Consider the following 17,642-nt stretch of genomic DNA (forward strand, 5'->3'; position numbering starts at 1 on the left):
CTATCCTGTTATTTGGAAAGCCTTCTTTTTATGGTGCTTCATAAAATATCAAAAATTTCCATTAATTGTTTGGTATAATGTGATAAAAAGCATTCGGGGGAGACGAAATGGCGTTATTGGAGTTGAAACAATTAGGGAAGACGAACCAGTTACCAGTAATTGAGCTAGAGGTTGAGAAAGGGCAATGTATTGTTTTGCAATGTAATAATCATACAGCTAAAGTGTTGCACCGCATCATTATTGGTGAGGAAGAAGCTTCAACTGGAAATGTGCTATTTGAAGGTGAAGCGATTGGAAAGAAACATTATTCCCACATCGGCTTTTGTTTCTTGAAAGATGAGGCATATGATCGTTTGAAGGTAAAGGAATACTTCAAGTTCTTAATAGGACTGTATGAATCAAATATGAGCACAGAAGAAGTAGTGCAATATGTCGGTCTCTTAGATAAGCTAAACGTTAAAATAGAAAAATTATCATTTTCAGAGAAACGCCGTCTTCATATCGGGCGTGTTATGATTCATAATCCAGATTTAGTTGTTTTGGAAGAGCCAGAGCAAAATGTAGATATAGAGAGTACGATTATTATTCGAAAAGCAATTATGAAAATGAAAGAGCAAGGAAAGGCAATCTTTATCACGTCATCATTTCTATCGGACGCCCTTTCATTAACAGAAGATGTATACATATTAAACAATAATGGTGTGAAAAAAGTAGAAATTGAACAAGAGGAAGCAGAAGAAGTCGATGAAGAGAAGGTCGTTCAAATGATTCCGCAAATGAAGTTAGAAAGAATACCAGCGAAAGTGAACGATAAAATCATTTTACTTGATCCAATGGAAATTCATTTCATTGAAACGCAAAATGGAGTGACACATATTCACGTTCGTGAAGGGGATTTCGTATGCGCATTAACATTAAGCGAACTAGAAGCAAGGTTAACAGGTTTTGGTTTCTTTAGATGTCATCGTTCTTACCTTGTGAATTTACAAAGGGTTCGAGAAGTGATTACTTGGACTCGTAATAGTTTTAGTTTAATTTTGGATGACGAAAGAAAAAGTTCAATCCCGCTATCGAAAGGACGAATGGATGAATTAAAAGGTGTGATTGGGCTATAAAAATTGCTCCAATAAGCTCAAAATATGATTCATTCACCGGTAAAAATACTCCTTTTACCGGTATTTTACTGCGTCTACCCTTTGTTTTTCATATGATTGAGTCAAGAAAAGCAAAACAAAAAACGAAAAGAGCTAAAGCGACTTTCATTTATAAAAGAGAAAAACAAAGGGGATGACGAGATGACATTGGCAATTGAAATGAAAGATGTAATGAAAAGCTTCAATGAAAAAACAGCACTTCGAAATGTAAATATTGAGGTAAAGCAAGGAGAGATTTTCGGATTCCTCGGACCGAGTGGATCTGGAAAAACAACAACAGTAAAGATTTTAACTTCTCAATTACTTCATAGCGTTGGAACGGTAAGAGTATTAGGGAAAGATATTACAGGGCCAAGCAACATCGATTACAAACGAATTGGTATTTTAACAGACAACAGTGGCTTATATGAAAGACTTAGCATTTATGATAACTTACTATTATTTTGTGACTTATACGATTGTAAAAAAGAACGAATCGATGAAGTGCTAGCGCAAGTGAATCTATTAGATGATAAAAAAACATTAGTAAAGAAATTATCAAAAGGAATGAAGCAGCGCGTCACATTAGCTAGAGCAATTCTTCATAAACCAGATATCCTCTTCTTAGACGAACCAACATCTGCACTTGATCCAGTAAACGTACAAAACATTCATAAAATCTTAAAAGACTTGAACAAAGAAGGAACGACAATTTTCTTAACGACTCACAACATGGACGAAGCAGAAACGCTTTGTAACCGCATTGCCTTTCTATGTGGCGGAGAAATTGTAGCACTTGATACGCCAGAGAACCTGCGCTTGCAATACGCTAAGGATCAAATACAAGTCGTATTAAAAGATAAACAAAAAGAAGTAGTGCAAAAAGACGAATTAGGCGCAAAACGTATTTCAGAATGGATGAAAAAGGGCGAATTACTATCTATTCATTCACACGAACCAACGCTAGGCGATATCTTTATTGAAGTTACTGGGAGGGGATTATAATGACATTTTCAATGAGACGTGTATCAGCTATTTTTAGAAAAGAAGTACAAGATTTTAAGACAAATTCACAAGTGTTGTTAATGGCATCTTTACCAATTATATTTGCATTTATATTTAGCCGATTTGGAGAAGGACAGGCAGGTGTTGGCATTATTACTTTAATGGCCTTTCTATTTGTTGCAGGATTTGTTCAATCAATGGTAATTGCAGAAGAGAAAGAAAAACATACGTTACGAGTATTAATGCTATCACCAGCTTCTTCTGTTGAAGTTCTTCTTGGGAAAAGTATATTAACAGCATGTTTAACGTTAGTTATTTCCATTGTAAACTTATTCATTTTAGATCAATTAAGTGGAAATTTCTTATTGCTAGCATTTGTTTTCTTATGTGGAACAATTCTATTTACTTTAATTGGAACAATGATTGGATTACTAGCTGAGTCTGTCCCACAAACATCACTAATTGGAATGCCGATATTAATGACGATGTATTTAGCTGTGCAATTTGAACCAATGGTTGAAAATAAAGTAATTAAGACAATGATTAGTTATCTTCCAACATCTCATCTTGAAAAAGCAATTAAAAGCTTAGTAGAGGGTGCTGGGTTTAGTAGTATTAGTGGGCATATGATAAATGTTGGAGCTTGGCTTATTATTTCACTTATTGCATGTTTAATCGTATATAAAAAGAAACAATTAGATTAAAAACTGAGCTAAAATGCTCAGTTTTTTCTTTTTTCTATCATTTCCTCGGAAATTTTACAATCCTCATACATATTTTTACAGATTTTGTCGAAAAGTAATTAGTTATACGTTGTATAGGATACGTGAATATTGTTCAAAATGATTGCTGAGGTGATGATGGAATGCGAGGAAGAAATAATAAAAAGTCGCAAAAGGTAGTACATTTATTTCAAAAAAGATGGGTATTTCCGGCACTATACATTGCTTGTGCAGCAGTAATCTTAATGGTTGCGCTATGGTTCCAAGGAGCTAATCCGAAGAAGACTCCGAACCAAGATCAAGCAACACCGTATACACAATCGGAAGATCCAGCGGTACCAGTAACGAAATCTTCAGAAGTAGTGAAAATGCCAGCTGCCGCTAATGCGGAAGTAGTCGTACAGAAGAAGTTCTATGAAGATGCAGCAACTGAGGCGGAACAAGAAAAAGCACTTGTCTTTTATAACAACACATATTCCCCAAACAAAGGAATCGACATTGCTGCGAAGAATGGAAAAGAATTCAATGTAGCTGCTGCTTTAAGCGGTACAGTAACGAAGGCTGAAAAAGATTCACTTCTTGGTTATGTTGTAACAGTTGATAGTGGAAATGGTGTAGCAGCTTCTTATCAAAGCTTAGGTAGTGTGAAAGTAGAAAAAGGTGCACGAGTTGTACAAGGTGAAGTATTAGGAACATCCGGTCTAAGTGCAATGAATAAAGAAGCAGGTTCTCACGTTCACTTTGAAGTACGTAAAGACAATGTGGCTGTGAACCCTGAGCGCTACTTAAATAAATCAGTAGCAGAAATTAAAGCCGATGCAGGTGCTGCAAAGGCAACGAATGCTTCTGGTAAAAAAGCTGATGACAAATCTCAAAAAGAAGAAAAGTCAACAAGCACGAAACCAGAAAGTAAAACAGAAGACAAGTCTCAAAAAGAAGAGAAATCAACTAGCGGTTCGACTAGTGACAAAAAAGAAGAACCGAAGAAAGAAGAAAAATCAACAAATGGTTCTACAGAATCATCTAATAGTTCTTCTTCACAAGAATAAGAAAGTAAAAAAATCAGCTCTCACTAGGAGAGTTGATTTTTTCATTTTCATATAAAAATACTCAATTTCGAGAAAAAAGTTGCAATAACAAGGAAAAATGACGAGATTCTCGAATATATATTACAAAAGGGAGGGGATACTGTGTCATTTTTGTTTGTTCTGTCGACTGCTATTATTTTATTGTTTGTTTTATTCACCTTATATTATTATATTGCCGGTAAGAAAGAGGTTCCCCACCATCAATTGTTAGAAGAAGATTTGGAAAGAGAAGAATGACACTCTAAGAAAGAGTGTCTTTTTCTTTTTGTACACCTATTGGAATTTTTAAAGCTAGGCCGTATAATACTAATTGTGATTTTTTTACATAGGAAAACGATATTTGAATACAGTAGGAATCTAAAATACTGTGTTTTTTTGTTGTGGTTGAGGGGGAAGTTTTAAATTGGAAGCAAGAGAAAGCAAAAGTTCGAAAAAATTATTTATTTTAATAGCGATTGTAGTGGCATTAATCGCTGGGATTGGATTTTTCATTTATAATAAAATGAATGCTGAAAGTAACCAGAAGAAGGTACCTGTTTTGCAGTATTACTATTTAGCTAAAGATAAAGATAAGCAGAGTAATCCAGAATTTAAGGATAAGAAAAATATTTTATCTGTAAGTGAATTTGAAAAACAAATTAAATATTTATCAGACAATAAGTATCATGCGTTAACGTTAAAGGAATTTGAGGGTTATATAAAGGATAAGAAGTCACTTCCTGAAAAAAGTGTACTAATTACATTTGATAATTCTTCAAAATCAAATTATGTCTATGCATACCCAATTCTAAAAAAATATAAAATGCATGCCGTTTCATTTGCAGTATCATCTAAACTGACTGAAAAAGTTCAAAAATTTGATTCTAAGAATATTCAAACGTTGAGTAAAATTGAGTTAGAAAAAATGAAAGATGTATTTGAATTTGGAAGTCATACACACGATCTTAATAAAGTAATAGATAATAAACCGGCATTAATTAAAGCAGCTAAAGATGATGTTAAGAAAGACATTTTGCAAAGTAATAAATTGTTGCAAACAAACTACTTCTCTTATCCATTTGGAAAATATAATAATGCTTCGTTAGAAGCATTAAATGAATTGGGAGTAGGATTAGCTTTTACTAGTTCGGCAGGGTATGCTACAGAGAACAGTAAACCGCTAGAGATTAAACGTTGGTTTATTTCAGCGGATACTAAAATGGATACCTTTGAGAACATAGTTTCAGGTAAATATGAGATTTCAAGTAAGTAAAGTTCAAGCCTATTAGAATTGTATTTAAATTCTAATAGGCTTTTTTGTTTTAACCTGTATTTTTTCTGAAGTTAAAATATTTTTGTACTTAGTCCGCAAAAATAGTGAACATGTAGCATATATCAGTAGTGCGGGCAATACAATGGTATAAACCAAAGCAAAGAGAGTGTTTGAGGTGAGAAATCGTGAATCATTTCATTATAAATCCAAGAATCTTTAACGCTTACAAACAGCACTCACACTTACTTCTTAGTCGTATGCAGCGAGGCTCATTTCACACTTCTCACATCCAATTTAGGGAGGCGAGTGGTGTGCACGATTACATCAAAGAGAGAACTATCAAGATTGGTAAGTATATCGTGGAGACAAGAAAGACAGTGCGTGTCATTGCAAAGGAATTTGGGGTATCAAAGAGTACAGTCCATAAAGATTTAACGGAACGTCTACCAGAAATTAATCCAGAGCTCGCAAATGAAGTGAAAGAAATTCTTGATTATCATAAGTCTATTCGTCATTTAAGAGGCGGAGAAGCAACAAAACAAAAGTATAGAAAAGAAGATGTAGAAAAGCCGGTACGTCAATAAAGGTACAATCGTGAACATTCCGTTTCAATTCGGTAATATTTTTCAGAAGAATTCTTTTTGCGAATATTACGTTTCTGTTAAATTTATGATAAAATCAGAAATTAGGTGTAAAAGAATTCGGGTGTAACCTGATTTTGAATATCGAGGAGGAAAAAACGGGAATGTTTGCGCGAGATATCGGAATTGACCTAGGTACGGCTAACGTATTAATCCATGTTAAAGGTAAGGGTATTGTATTAAATGAGCCATCTGTTGTTGCTATTGATCGTAACACAGGTAAAGTATTAGCAGTAGGTGAAGAAGCAAGAAGTATGGTGGGACGTACGCCTGGTAATATTGTAGCCATTCGTCCACTAAAAGATGGTGTAATCGCAGATTTCGAAATTACAGAAGCAATGTTAAAGTATTTCATCAACAAATTGGACGTAAAGAGCTTCTTTTCAAAACCTCGCATTTTAATTTGTTGTCCAACAAATATCACATCAGTAGAACAAAAAGCAATTCGTGAGGCTGCTGAACGTTCAGGTGGTAAAACAGTATTTTTAGAAGAAGAACCAAAAGTAGCCGCAGTTGGTGCTGGTATGGAAATCTTCCAACCAAGCGGTAATATGGTTGTTGATATTGGTGGAGGTACAACGGATATCGCTGTACTATCTATGGGTGATATTGTTACCTCTTCCTCTATCAAAATGGCTGGCGATAAGTTTGATATGGAGATCTTAAACTACGTTAAACGTAAGTATAAGCTATTAATTGGAGAACGTACTTCAGAAAATATTAAAATTAAAGTTGGTACAGTATTCCCAGGTGCACGCAGTGAAGAGCTTGAAATTCGTGGACGTGACATGGTAACTGGTTTACCACGTACAATTACAGTATGCTCTGAAGAAATTACAGAAGCACTAAAAGAAGACGCAGCTGTCATTGTACAAGCTGCAAAAGGCGTACTAGAGCGCACACCACCAGAATTATCGGCGGACATCATCGACCGCGGTGTTATTCTAACAGGCGGTGGAGCTTTACTACACGGTATCGACATGCTTCTAGCAGAAGAACTAAAAGTACCAGTATTAATTGCTGAAAACCCAATGCACTGCGTTGCGGTTGGTACAGGTATTATGTTAGAGAATATTGATAAATTACCACGTCGTGCTTTGCGATAAATATTAAATTAATATGTTTTGAAATACTGTAAACCTTGAACAGTTGGCTTTATTATCTACTGTTTAAGGTTTATTTGTATTGGATCAATTAGTAGTAAATATTGATGAATTTACGTACTCTTATTATATTTATATATTCCACTGTATTTATATGAGCGGTGAAAAGTTAAATTATCAATTAGAAAGGTTCAATTTTGTCAGATTTAGTGATATCCTTGTATTTGTAAATTTAAAGCGAACTTTGTAAATCTAAAGTGAACTTTGTTAAAAAATAGTAAAAACAGGCAGTTATTAGGTGAAATAGAATGGGGTATTATTTGATATGGGAGGAAGAAGGGACATAGAGAAATGAAGAAGGTGTTAGTAATAGCACAAAATTTTTATCCGGAAATTGGAAGCGCAGCAAATAGAATAAAGAATATTTATTTGGAATTAAGTGAAAGAGGATACGATGTTACAATCTTGACTACTGATCCAAGATATCCAAATGAGAATTTATATAAGAAACAGGAATTTTGGGATGAAGAATCGATAAATAGCGAAGATGTTATAAGAGTAAAACCAAGAGTAAAAAAATACACAAATAATATGCTAAGGAGATTATTTTTGTATTTAGAAATCACAATGCTTTTTATTATGGCTATATTTCGTATGGATAAAAAGTATGATTATGTATTCGTTTCAACTCCGCCTATTTTTATTGGTATAGCAGGTTTTTTTGCTAAGAAAAAATTGAAAGCTGAATTATTATTAGATGTCCGAGATTTATGGCCAGAATCATTGTTGGGAGTTGGAGTTTTTGCAAATCGGTTTGTATTATCGATAGCATATGCTTTAGAAAAGATGTTATATCGTGTGGCTGATCAAATTATTGTAAATAGCGCAGGGTTTATTCCATACCTGGAGTTAAAAGGGGTCAGACGTGAAAAAGTATCATTTATGCCAAACTCTTTAACAGAAGAAGAATTACATATGCTAGAAACTAAAAAAGCTATAACTGATTCGAGTACTAAAACAGTTGAAGTAATTTATACAGGAAATATTGGGTTAGCTCAAGATGTACTAAAGTTGATTGAGGTGGCTGAATATCTACGAGAACAGGAAAATATTAAATTTAAAATAATTGGCTATGGGTTTAAAAGTTATCAGGTGGCTGAAGTTATTAAAGAAAAAAAACTTTCTAATATAGAAATTATTAAAGCGAAAAGTCGTAATAAAACCTTAAGAGAAGTTGCAAAGGCACATATTGCATATGTTAGTTTAGTAGATGAAAAAGTATTTCAAACTGTTTTGCCGGGAAAGGTTATTGATTATATGTGTATGAAAAAGCCTATTATTGGTGATGTGTCTGGATATGCCGAAAAAGTTATTAATGAAGCTCAATGTGGTTTGATTTCAAATGATCGAACAGCTAAAGAATTAGGAGAACACATTATCAAACTAGCTGAAAATGAGATATTACGTAGGAAAATGGGAAACAATGGGCATGAATTTGCTTTCCAATATTTGAGATGGAAAAATAATATTAAAGTATTAACAAGTTTAATGGAGGAAAATGATGCCACAGAAGAAAGTATGTATGTTCGTATGGAACCACTTCACAAATGATGCTCGTGTATTAAGGGAATGCACGGCTTTAGCTGAAGAGGATTATGAAGTAGACCTGATATGTATTCATGATTGGAAACAAAATGATTTACCTAAGTGGGAGATGCGAAAAGAAGGATTTACAGTAACACGTGTAAATAACCGACTATCTCTTTTACAAAAAGGATTGGGTGCAGCAAAAAGGGTAAAGCAGTTGATAACGAAAAATATAGTTACAATGTTTTTATTTGGAGTAATTGCAGCACTTTGTTTGTGGAAATTCCCAATGATAACATGTTTGATATTTTTATTTGGTGCATTATTTTCTATGGGAAAGCTACGGACATTAATTGTACGCTCTTACATACTGATTCAAATGGTTAAGGTTGGTTTGAAGAAGGAATATGATTTCTATCATTCCAATGATTTAAATACACTACCACAAGGATGGCTTTGTGCGAAAGTATTTAGAAAAAAGAAATTAATCTATGATTCACATGAGGTACAGACCAGCCGTACCGGATACAATAGTAAAATTTATGGAATTATGGAGAAATTCTTTCTAAAATATACAGATGTGATGATTATGGAAAATCATACTCGTGCAAAATATGCGGAAGATTTATATGGCTTCTACCCTAAGGTCATTCATAATTATCCTTTTGTAACACAACCAGAGGACAGTAATTCGATTAATTTGCATGAAGTGTTAGGGATTCCGCAGGAAGAGCCTATCTTATTGTATCAAGGCGGAATTCAAGTGGGCAGAGGCCTAGAAAAGCTAGTACAAGCAGTTCCAATGTTTAAAAAGGGCATACTTGTATTTATTGGCGATGGACGTATTAAACCTGAGTTACAGAAGATGGTATTGGATTTAGGTTTGGAAAATAAAGTGAAATTCATTCCGAAAGTACCTGTAAATGAATTATTACACTATACGAAGAACGCTTATTTAGGTTTTCAAGTTTTAAATAACGTTTGTTTTAATCATTATTCAGCTTCATCTAATAAACTATTTGAATATATGATGAGCGGGGTTCCAGTTGTTGCTTGTAGTTTTCCAGAGATACAACGTGTGGTGGAAAATGAATATGTTGGGGTTTGTATAGATTCTCACAATCCTGCTTCCATTGCTGAAGGAGTAAACTACATACTAGAACATCCAGAAGAAAGAGAAAAAATGAGAGAAAATAGCTTCATTGCCCGTAATAATTATAATTGGGAAAATGAAAAAGAACTCTTTATAAATATATATAAGGATTTGGAATGATATAGGAGAAAAGATTTTTGATTTCTACGTTACCATAGGAACTAAAAGATGGGAATGAGGGTTTCTTGAAGAAAGTAAAGCTAAGTGTAGTAATTACAAATTATAATAAAGAACAATATTTAGCTCAGTGTTTACAATCTGTTGTTGAACAGACATTAAAGGGGATTGAAATTATTGTTGTTGATGATGGCTCAACAGATAATAGTATGACAGTATTGAGGCAGTATGAAAAACAACATAATAATTTGAAAGTTTATAGACAACAGAATTCGGGTGTGAGTGCTGCTCGTAATGCCGGATTACAAAAAGCAAACGGGGAATATGTTACATTTTTAGATGCGGATGATTATGTACATTTAGCTGGATACGAGAAAATGTATGAGGTTGCGAGTGGAAATAATGCAGATATGGTTATTGCCAATATTATTTGTTTTAATGAATATAAAAATTGGCCACTTTCATATATGAAAAAATTATTTAATAAGAAATTCCCACTAATTAGAAACGTTGCGGAAAACTTAGAATTACATTTCACTCCATCCACGAGCAATAAGATATTTAAAAGAGAAATGTGCGTCCTTAATGGGATTCATTTTGATGAAGATCTTTGGGTAGGAGAAGACTTGCTATTTACCCAACAATGTTTGTTGGTTTCAGCAAGGGTAATCGTACGCGAGATACCCTTGCTCTATTATAGAATAGTAGATAACGGTAATAATAACCTATCTAAAAATACAACGATTACATTTTTTAATCAGTTAGTTATATTACAAATGAAATTAACGGCCATGTATAGAGAGAGAAAAAGGCTTGCATTAATTCATACTATAGAGTCAAGACAGTGGAAATTCTTTGTGGATTCCATTGTTTTAAAGGGAAAAGATTTTTCAAATGAAAAGCTCTTAGAAGTCATTCAATTAGGAAATAAGTTTCTATCAAGTCTAATTAGTTTTAAACATGTAGAAGATTGTAATGTGCGGGATCAATTAATAACTGAAATGATAAAAGAAAATGATTATATAGGTTTAGAGAAATTACTAAATATCTTTCAGGATGAATTAATTACAAAAGAACATGTATATGATAATGAGAAATATTATTATTTTTATTATCGATTTTTCCCTCGATATAAAGAATTATTACAAGTTAATAATTTAGCCCTAGTTCATAAAATTGAAGGGATAAAACTTCGTAAAGAGATTCTTACAATTAGTGGATATGCATTCGTTGAAAATTTATCAACTAAAAAAATAAAAAAAGAAGTAGTATTTTATAAAGATGGAACCACTAAAACAATTCAACTAAAAAACTCCTTACGTACGGATATATCATACTTATTTTCTAACAATACCATTGACTATAATGATGCGGGATTTGAAACAATAGAAGTCAATGTAAGAGATTTGTTAGAAGAGGGAGAATGGAAAATATCAATACGCCTCAGCATAGGGAAAACTGTTATTGAAGAACCGCTAAGGGTTCTGTTAGCACAGTTACGCAATAATACAAAGTATCAAAATGAAAATTCATTGGATATTAAGGTACTATATGAAAATAGTGAAGCTACAATTCAAATTCGTAAGTCTAACTATATGAAGAGAATGATGAATACATATAGTGAAGTTAAGCGAGCAATTCGCTATGATTTAGGGTTATTTAAAAGAAAAAATTATAAAGCATTACTTGCAATTATATTCTATAAATTATTTGGATCATATTTTCGTAGAAAGAATATATGGTTAATTGGTGAAAGAGAAGATACAGCACAAGATAATTCCTATCACTTATTTACGTATATTCGGAAGAAACATCCTGATGTTCCAGCTTTTTATATTATTAATAAGGAAAGTAATGATTATAAAAATATCGAAGGATTAGGTAATATAATCCAATACGGTAGTTTTAAACATACATTTTATTTATTAATTTGTAATAAAACCATTAATAGTTATTCAGAAACAGCCAATATGTATACAGATGACTATAAACACATTTTAAAGTACTATCCCGAATGGCAGCAAAATAAGAAAATTTTTATTCAACATGGTGTTATAGGGGTAAGTCGTGTAAATCATGTGTTAAATAAAAATCGAATGGGCTATTCTCTATTTGTTGTGTCTTCACAGTTTGAGAAGGAACATATCGTCAAGGAATTTGGATATGACGAAGAAGAAGTAATTGTAACGGGGCTTGCACGTTGGGATGCCTTAAAGGATGAGAGTAAAGGAAATGAAATTTTACTCATGCCAACTTGGAGAAGTTGGATTAAAACGAAAGACCAATTAATGAAATCTAAGTACTGGCAGACCTATATGTCATTTTTAAAAAGTAAAGAGCTTCATCGGATGTTAGAAGAGAAAGACATGACATTGACTTTCTTTCCTCATTATCAGACTCAAAAATTAGGTGCTGAAACGCCTGTATTTCATGAACGAATCAAGGTCTTAAAACAGGGTGAAGAAACAGTGCAAAGTCTACTAAAACGACATCGTTTACTAATTACAGATTATTCTACAGTTTCATTTGATTTTGCTTATATGAATAAGCCTGTTATTTTTTTTCAGTTTGATTATGATGAATTTTATTCTAGACATTATAACGAGGGGCCAATTAACCATAAGGAAGATTTATTTGGTCCTGTGGTAACGGATTTAGATGCAATTCTTCAAAGTATATTGTATTGCTTTAAAGGAAGCAGATTGTTTTACAATTTTCAAGGTAAAGAGAAAAAATTTTTAGTGAGGGGTAAAACCTTACATTGCGAGGCAATATTTAAAAAAATATCTAGATTAGAGGAAAAAAAGATATGAAAGTCATCACTATTGGAACAGGAAGCAGGTTGTTGTTCGATCTATATAAAAAACCAGGTATATCTTTAATTGATAGCATATGTAAAACAAATATAATGAGTTTAATGTCTAAACCCATTAAAGGATTAGAGCAACAAGATACAATAAATTTAAATCATTATACCTTAGAACAATTAAAAAAAGGTTATTTAAAACGCTTATCTGAGAAGGCGAAAGAGAGTGAATATATTATTATAGACTTTTTGGATGAAACGTATAGTTCAGTAAAAAAAGATAGTAGTTTTATTACTCTAAATTATGATGTTCAAGGTAGTTCATTAATGAATCTTTTAAAGAATAATGAAGTTTATCAAAACGAACTTAATGAAACATGGTATAGCGCATGCTTATTACTGATAGATAGATTAAAAAAGTTAATTTCTAATGAAAAGGTTATTCTTCATGAACTGTATTTGGCGGAAAAATATATAAAGGATGGGGAATTATTAGAGTTTTCTAATTCGGACGAGATTAAAAAAATTAATGAGGTTTTAAAGGGCAAGTATGAATTTTTTAAAAGGAATTTTGAAGGGATTAATATTATAAAAATAGATCAGAACTATGCGGATGCTAATCATAAGTATTTATTAAGACCACATTTATTAAGTGTCAGTTATTATGAGTGTCTGTATGGGGCTTTATGGAATGAATTTGCTATAAAACAACCGGAATATAGAACTGAAAGTTTAAAAAATAAAATATTGATATTTGGTAGCTGTGATTCCAGGGATATTTTTAGAGTATATGAAGAGCATAATGGTCACCTGAAATATGAAATAATGGATTACTATGCTCGGAGTAGTTTGGCTAGTGTAACAGCAAAACCAATATCATATAATGAGGACCAAATATCTTTGGTTAGTGCTTTTAGAAGAAAAGCATTACATAGGGACATAGACAAAACTTTTATAAAAAATTTAAAAGATATCGCTAAGAAGACAGATTATTTGGTAATAGACTTTATGGAAGAACGTTTTGATATTTTAAAGTATCAAAATACATATTTTACAAGAAGTTGGGAATATAGAGAATCAAATTTACAAAAGGAATTTAATGTGACTATATTAGATAGATTTGAAGCGGAGGTAACAAAGATTTGGGAAGAAAACTGTTTCAATTTTATTGAGGAATTGAAAAAATACTTCCGTCCAGAGCAAATTATTTTAAATGAAGTACAAATGGTGAATTCCTATTTAAAAGATAATCAGATGTATTTATTTGAAAACCAGGATTATATTTGTAAATTCAATAAGCTATTAGCCCACTATTATCAATATTTCAAAGAAAATTTTGAGGGGATAAATGTAATTAAGCCGAGGGAAGAGAACTATTTCTACTGCGACTCAAAACATTTATGGGGATGTTTCCCATATCACTTTAATGATAAATATTACTTAGAGTTAGAAAGACAAATAGGGAAAATTACAGATTAGAAACGGTTGGAAGGTGAGCAGAATGAATATTATTTCTCTTGGTTATGAAACAGGAACAATATTAAGTATGGTATCAAATGAAAAGTTATATGTTGATATTGATTATACACTAGGTTCTATTATAGATATAATGTCTCCATCGTTAAACATTGATTCTAAAAAAATACAACCAGCAGTGTATAACAAACAAGTTATTCTAGCTAATGAACTTAATAAGAAGATTGTAGAGGATATAGAACAGTTAGGCAGAAAAAACGATTATATTGTTATTGACTTATTAGATGAGCGATATAATTTACTGAAATATAAAGATACTATGATTGTGGATAGTTGGTTATTAAGAGACAGCAATTTATATTCGAAAATACAACCAGCTTCTAGTGTGGTTTCAAATGTTGAGTTTAGTATTTGGAAAAAATATTGTGATAAATTTGTAAAGCTTTTAAATAGTCATTTTACTAATAAGGTAATTATTCATGAAATGTATCTATCAGAACGGTATTTAAAGGATGGAGAATTTAAGGAATTTAAAAATATCAATGACATTAGAGCGTGGAATGAGAAACTAAAGGGGTATTACAAATATTTAAAAGAAAATATTCATAATGCTAAAGTAATTAGTATTAAAGAAGAAAATTATTCTGACATGTCTTTAATCAAGGTTTTAAATCCTGCAAAAAAAAATGAGAAGTATATTCAAAGGCTTGTAAAAGAAATTCAATGTTTATACCAAGAAAGAGAGTATAAATATAATGCTGCGGTTGTTATCGCTAGTTATAATGTTGAAAATTATATTGGGCAAGCTATTCAATCCGTACTAAAACAGACACTTGAAAATGTACAGGTTGTGGTAGTTGATGATGGATCAACAGATAACACACAGGATATCATTAGAGATTTGGCAAATAAACATAAAAATATCAAGTGGTATTTTTTGGATAATACGGGGAGTCCATCAGAACCAAGAAATATAGGTATTAGTTTAGCTGAGGCAAAATATATTACATTTTTAGATGGGGATGATTATTTAGCAAAGGATGCTTGTGAGAAAATGTACTCATATGCTGAAGAACAAAAAGCAGATTTAGTGGTGGGTAAAATGATGTCCTTTGTAGGTGAGTCATTCTTTGAATCTTCCAAAGTGAATCCAAGATTTGCCGAGAGATATAAATATGAAAATAGTATTGAAGGATATAAAGAAACACATATTAAGCATAATCCAATTCTATATTTATTCCCAAGTTCATGTGCTAAATTTTATAGAGCAGAATTAATCCAAAGAACTAAATTTAATAAACACATTAGATATGGAGAAGATTTCCTATTTGCTATTGAAAGCTTTTTTGATTCTAGAAAAACTATTTTAATTGAGGATTTTGTATATTATTATCGTGGTAGGCGTGAAACTGATAATGAATCTACTACACAACAGAAGACAATAAAAAACCTACTAGATCTACAAATAGCTTTAACAACTGTCGATTCGATTATCGATAAGAATCGTTTTTCTATTGCTAGGTTAGGGAGATTTCATGATGATATTCAATACTATAGAATGTTGGAAGCGAATCAACATATTGCTAATATTCTAGATTATCCTGAAAATGAACAAATTCAAGCACTAAAGATAATAAAGAATACTTTATTTAGCAAGAACTTTGATCAAGAAAGAATAAAAATCTTTTCTATTATAAATTATGTGAAATTATCGCTTCTGATAAATGAAAAGTATGGGGAGTTAATAACTTTATCACAATTACTTAATAAGGTTATGATGTATGACTATATAGATCAATTTCCTTTTAAGACCTTAAAACGTAACAATAATGTATATTTTTCCTTTATGTATAAAAAGAAAGAAATTTTAATTGATATTACACATCTCTTTGAGTCTACTAAGTTAGTGAATCGATTAATTGATATTAAATTTGTCGATAATAAATTGGTTTTAAAAGGATTAGCATATCTTAAAAATATTTCAATCACAAATAAAAAAGATATTAAACACACTATTCTGATGAAGCATAGAGAGAGTAAGAGGGAATATCGCTTTACACCAACTTATTCATATAATAATAAATTTTCTTCAGCACGTTTTAAATACGGTCATAGTGGTTATGAAGTTATAATTAAATTTGATGAAAGTATCGAACCAGGTGGATATGATTTCTTTATTGAGACTGAATTTCTGGGGGAGTTAAAAAGCGCCGCACTTGGAGGAATGAATAATAATTTTATTTATAAGGCAAATAATCATTTTGTAGAAAATGAAAAGAATAGATTTGAAATTATTCCTATTGTGAAAACTAGGAGTAAGCTGGCTTTAAATTACAAGAAATTTAATAGTAAGTGGGAGTACTTAAAAAGGAAATTGGCGTCTAATATAAGGAAAAAACAATATTCAATAAAGCAAATTAAAAATAATAATTATATTAGTAAGTCTAAGAAATTAAAATTGCTATTAGGAGTAATAACGGAGGATCTTTCAAATTTATTGCTTCATAAAAAAGAAATTTGGTTAGTTGGCGAAAAACTGGGTAATTCTGCGAATGACACTGGATATTGGTTCTTTAAACATTGTAGAGAAAAATACCCTAATAAGGATGTATATTATTTAATTGATAAAAAATCTCCTGACTATGATAAAGTTAAAAGACTTGGGCATGTTATCCCATTCTATAGTCTAAAGCATATTATCTATTCAATGAATGCTAAGTATATATTTAGTAGTGATAATGTAAATATATTGTTACCATCAAATATTAAGCATTTAAGGAAAGCCAAACGTGTATTTATTCAACATGGTATTATTCTCCCTGGACGGGTGGAGAATGTATATCATTCTAATAAAGACTTAGCGGACTATATCTTGACAAGTAGTAATTTAGAGGAACAAATTATTAAGAATCATTTTGGTTACAATAACGAGGAAATTTTGAATTATGGGCTTCCTAGATTTGATACGTTAAAAAATAAAGAAAAAGAAAAACGTATTATGATGACATTTACTTGGCGTAAAAACATACAAAACTTAGATCAATTAATGGAAAGTAAATATTTCAAGACCATCCAATCTTTATTGAATAATAATAAATTTATAGAGGTCCTGGAAAGAAACAATATCATACTAGATGTATGTTTACATCCAAGAACATGCCAACTTTTAGAAAAAGACACCTCAGGTATAGTAGAGAAGTTAAAATCCTCACCAAATGTTGAAATCCATGACTTCAATAAGGTGAATGTAAGACAATTAATTGAGAGAAGTTCTATGATGCTTACAGACTATTCAAGTATTTCCTTTGACTTTGTATATTTAGAGAAACCAATCATTAATTATTTGTTTCAAAATAACACACCAATCTCTCAAGAAAATATTGAGAAATTATTACCAGGGTATGTATCTTATTCAGAAGACGATGTAATTTATGCCGTGGAATCATATCTGGTTAAACAGAGGAAACTCAAGAGAATCAATAAGAAGAAATATATTAAATATGATGATGGACGTAACTGTGATAGACTTGTGAATTTTGTTAGTGGGAGTCGATAATTT

The 17,642-nt window shown here is 31.6% G+C and carries 13 protein-coding genes; all 13 read left to right on the forward strand.

Going from position 1 to position 17,642, the window contains the following annotated elements:
• Positions 1-107: 107 nt before the first annotated feature.
• The 13 genes from ACQVV1_RS19705 to ACQVV1_RS19765 all read left to right on the forward strand — a co-directional run bounded on the left by ACQVV1_RS19705 (position 108) and on the right by ACQVV1_RS19765 (position 17,639).
• The gene (locus tag ACQVV1_RS19705; RefSeq protein ID WP_242254253.1) at positions 108-1,115 is read left to right on the forward strand and encodes a LytTR family transcriptional regulator DNA-binding domain-containing protein; all 1,008 of its coding nucleotides are present in this window, start codon (positions 108-110) and stop codon (positions 1,113-1,115) included.
• 180 nt (positions 1,116-1,295) lie between these two features.
• Positions 1,296-2,138, forward strand: coding sequence for an ABC transporter ATP-binding protein (locus ACQVV1_RS19710; protein WP_431169401.1), 843 nt, complete (start codon positions 1,296-1,298; stop codon positions 2,136-2,138).
• Positions 2,138-2,842, forward strand: coding sequence for an ABC transporter permease (locus tag ACQVV1_RS19715; RefSeq protein ID WP_431169403.1), 705 nt, complete (start codon positions 2,138-2,140; stop codon positions 2,840-2,842). Before ACQVV1_RS19710 ends, ACQVV1_RS19715 begins: the two co-directional genes overlap by 1 nt.
• A 161-nt stretch (positions 2,843-3,003) precedes the next feature.
• Positions 3,004-3,909: a stage II sporulation protein SpoIIQ gene (gene spoIIQ, locus ACQVV1_RS19720; protein WP_088047747.1), complete on the forward strand. Its 906-nt coding sequence runs from the start codon at positions 3,004-3,006 to the stop codon at positions 3,907-3,909.
• A 141-nt stretch (positions 3,910-4,050) separates the two neighbouring features.
• Entirely contained in the window at positions 4,051-4,185 is a 135-nt protein-coding gene (locus ACQVV1_RS19725; RefSeq protein WP_000008900.1) for a hypothetical protein, read from the forward strand.
• A 166-nt stretch (positions 4,186-4,351) separates the two neighbouring features.
• Positions 4,352-5,200 carry a polysaccharide deacetylase family protein gene (locus ACQVV1_RS19730; RefSeq protein ID WP_431169406.1) on the forward strand — a complete coding sequence of 283 codons (849 nt, stop codon included), beginning with the start codon at positions 4,352-4,354 and terminating at the stop codon, positions 5,198-5,200.
• A 311-nt stretch (positions 5,201-5,511) separates the two neighbouring features.
• Positions 5,512-5,784: a sporulation transcriptional regulator SpoIIID gene (spoIIID, locus tag ACQVV1_RS19735; RefSeq protein ID WP_000544012.1), complete on the forward strand. Its 273-nt coding sequence runs from the start codon at positions 5,512-5,514 to the stop codon at positions 5,782-5,784.
• A gap of 161 nt (positions 5,785-5,945) precedes the next feature.
• Positions 5,946-6,947: a rod shape-determining protein gene (locus tag ACQVV1_RS19740; RefSeq protein WP_016085501.1), complete on the forward strand. Its 1,002-nt coding sequence runs from the start codon at positions 5,946-5,948 to the stop codon at positions 6,945-6,947.
• A 348-nt stretch (positions 6,948-7,295) separates the two neighbouring features.
• Complete coding sequence (locus ACQVV1_RS19745) at positions 7,296-8,555, forward strand: glycosyltransferase family 4 protein (RefSeq protein WP_431169407.1); 1,260 nt, start codon at positions 7,296-7,298, stop codon at positions 8,553-8,555.
• Positions 8,506-9,804, forward strand: a complete 1,299-nt coding sequence (locus ACQVV1_RS19750) for a glycosyltransferase (RefSeq protein WP_431169408.1) — start codon at positions 8,506-8,508, stop codon at positions 9,802-9,804. Before ACQVV1_RS19745 ends, ACQVV1_RS19750 begins: the two co-directional genes overlap by 50 nt.
• A gap of 65 nt (positions 9,805-9,869) precedes the next feature.
• Positions 9,870-12,614: a bifunctional glycosyltransferase/CDP-glycerol:glycerophosphate glycerophosphotransferase gene (locus tag ACQVV1_RS19755; protein WP_431169409.1), complete on the forward strand. Its 2,745-nt coding sequence runs from the start codon at positions 9,870-9,872 to the stop codon at positions 12,612-12,614.
• Positions 12,611-14,086 carry a DUF6270 domain-containing protein gene (locus ACQVV1_RS19760; protein WP_431169410.1) on the forward strand — a complete coding sequence of 492 codons (1,476 nt, stop codon included), beginning with the start codon at positions 12,611-12,613 and terminating at the stop codon, positions 14,084-14,086. The genes ACQVV1_RS19755 and ACQVV1_RS19760 overlap by 4 nt, the downstream gene beginning before the upstream one ends.
• Before the next feature lie 22 nt (positions 14,087-14,108).
• The gene (locus ACQVV1_RS19765) at positions 14,109-17,639 is read left to right on the forward strand and encodes a bifunctional glycosyltransferase/CDP-glycerol:glycerophosphate glycerophosphotransferase (RefSeq protein WP_431169411.1); all 3,531 of its coding nucleotides are present in this window, start codon (positions 14,109-14,111) and stop codon (positions 17,637-17,639) included.
• Positions 17,640-17,642: the final 3 nt, after the last annotated feature.

It is taken from the genome of Bacillus basilensis (genome assembly GCF_050630465.1).
GTDB classification, from domain to species: Bacteria; Bacillota; Bacilli; order Bacillales; family Bacillaceae_G; genus Bacillus_A; species Bacillus_A basilensis.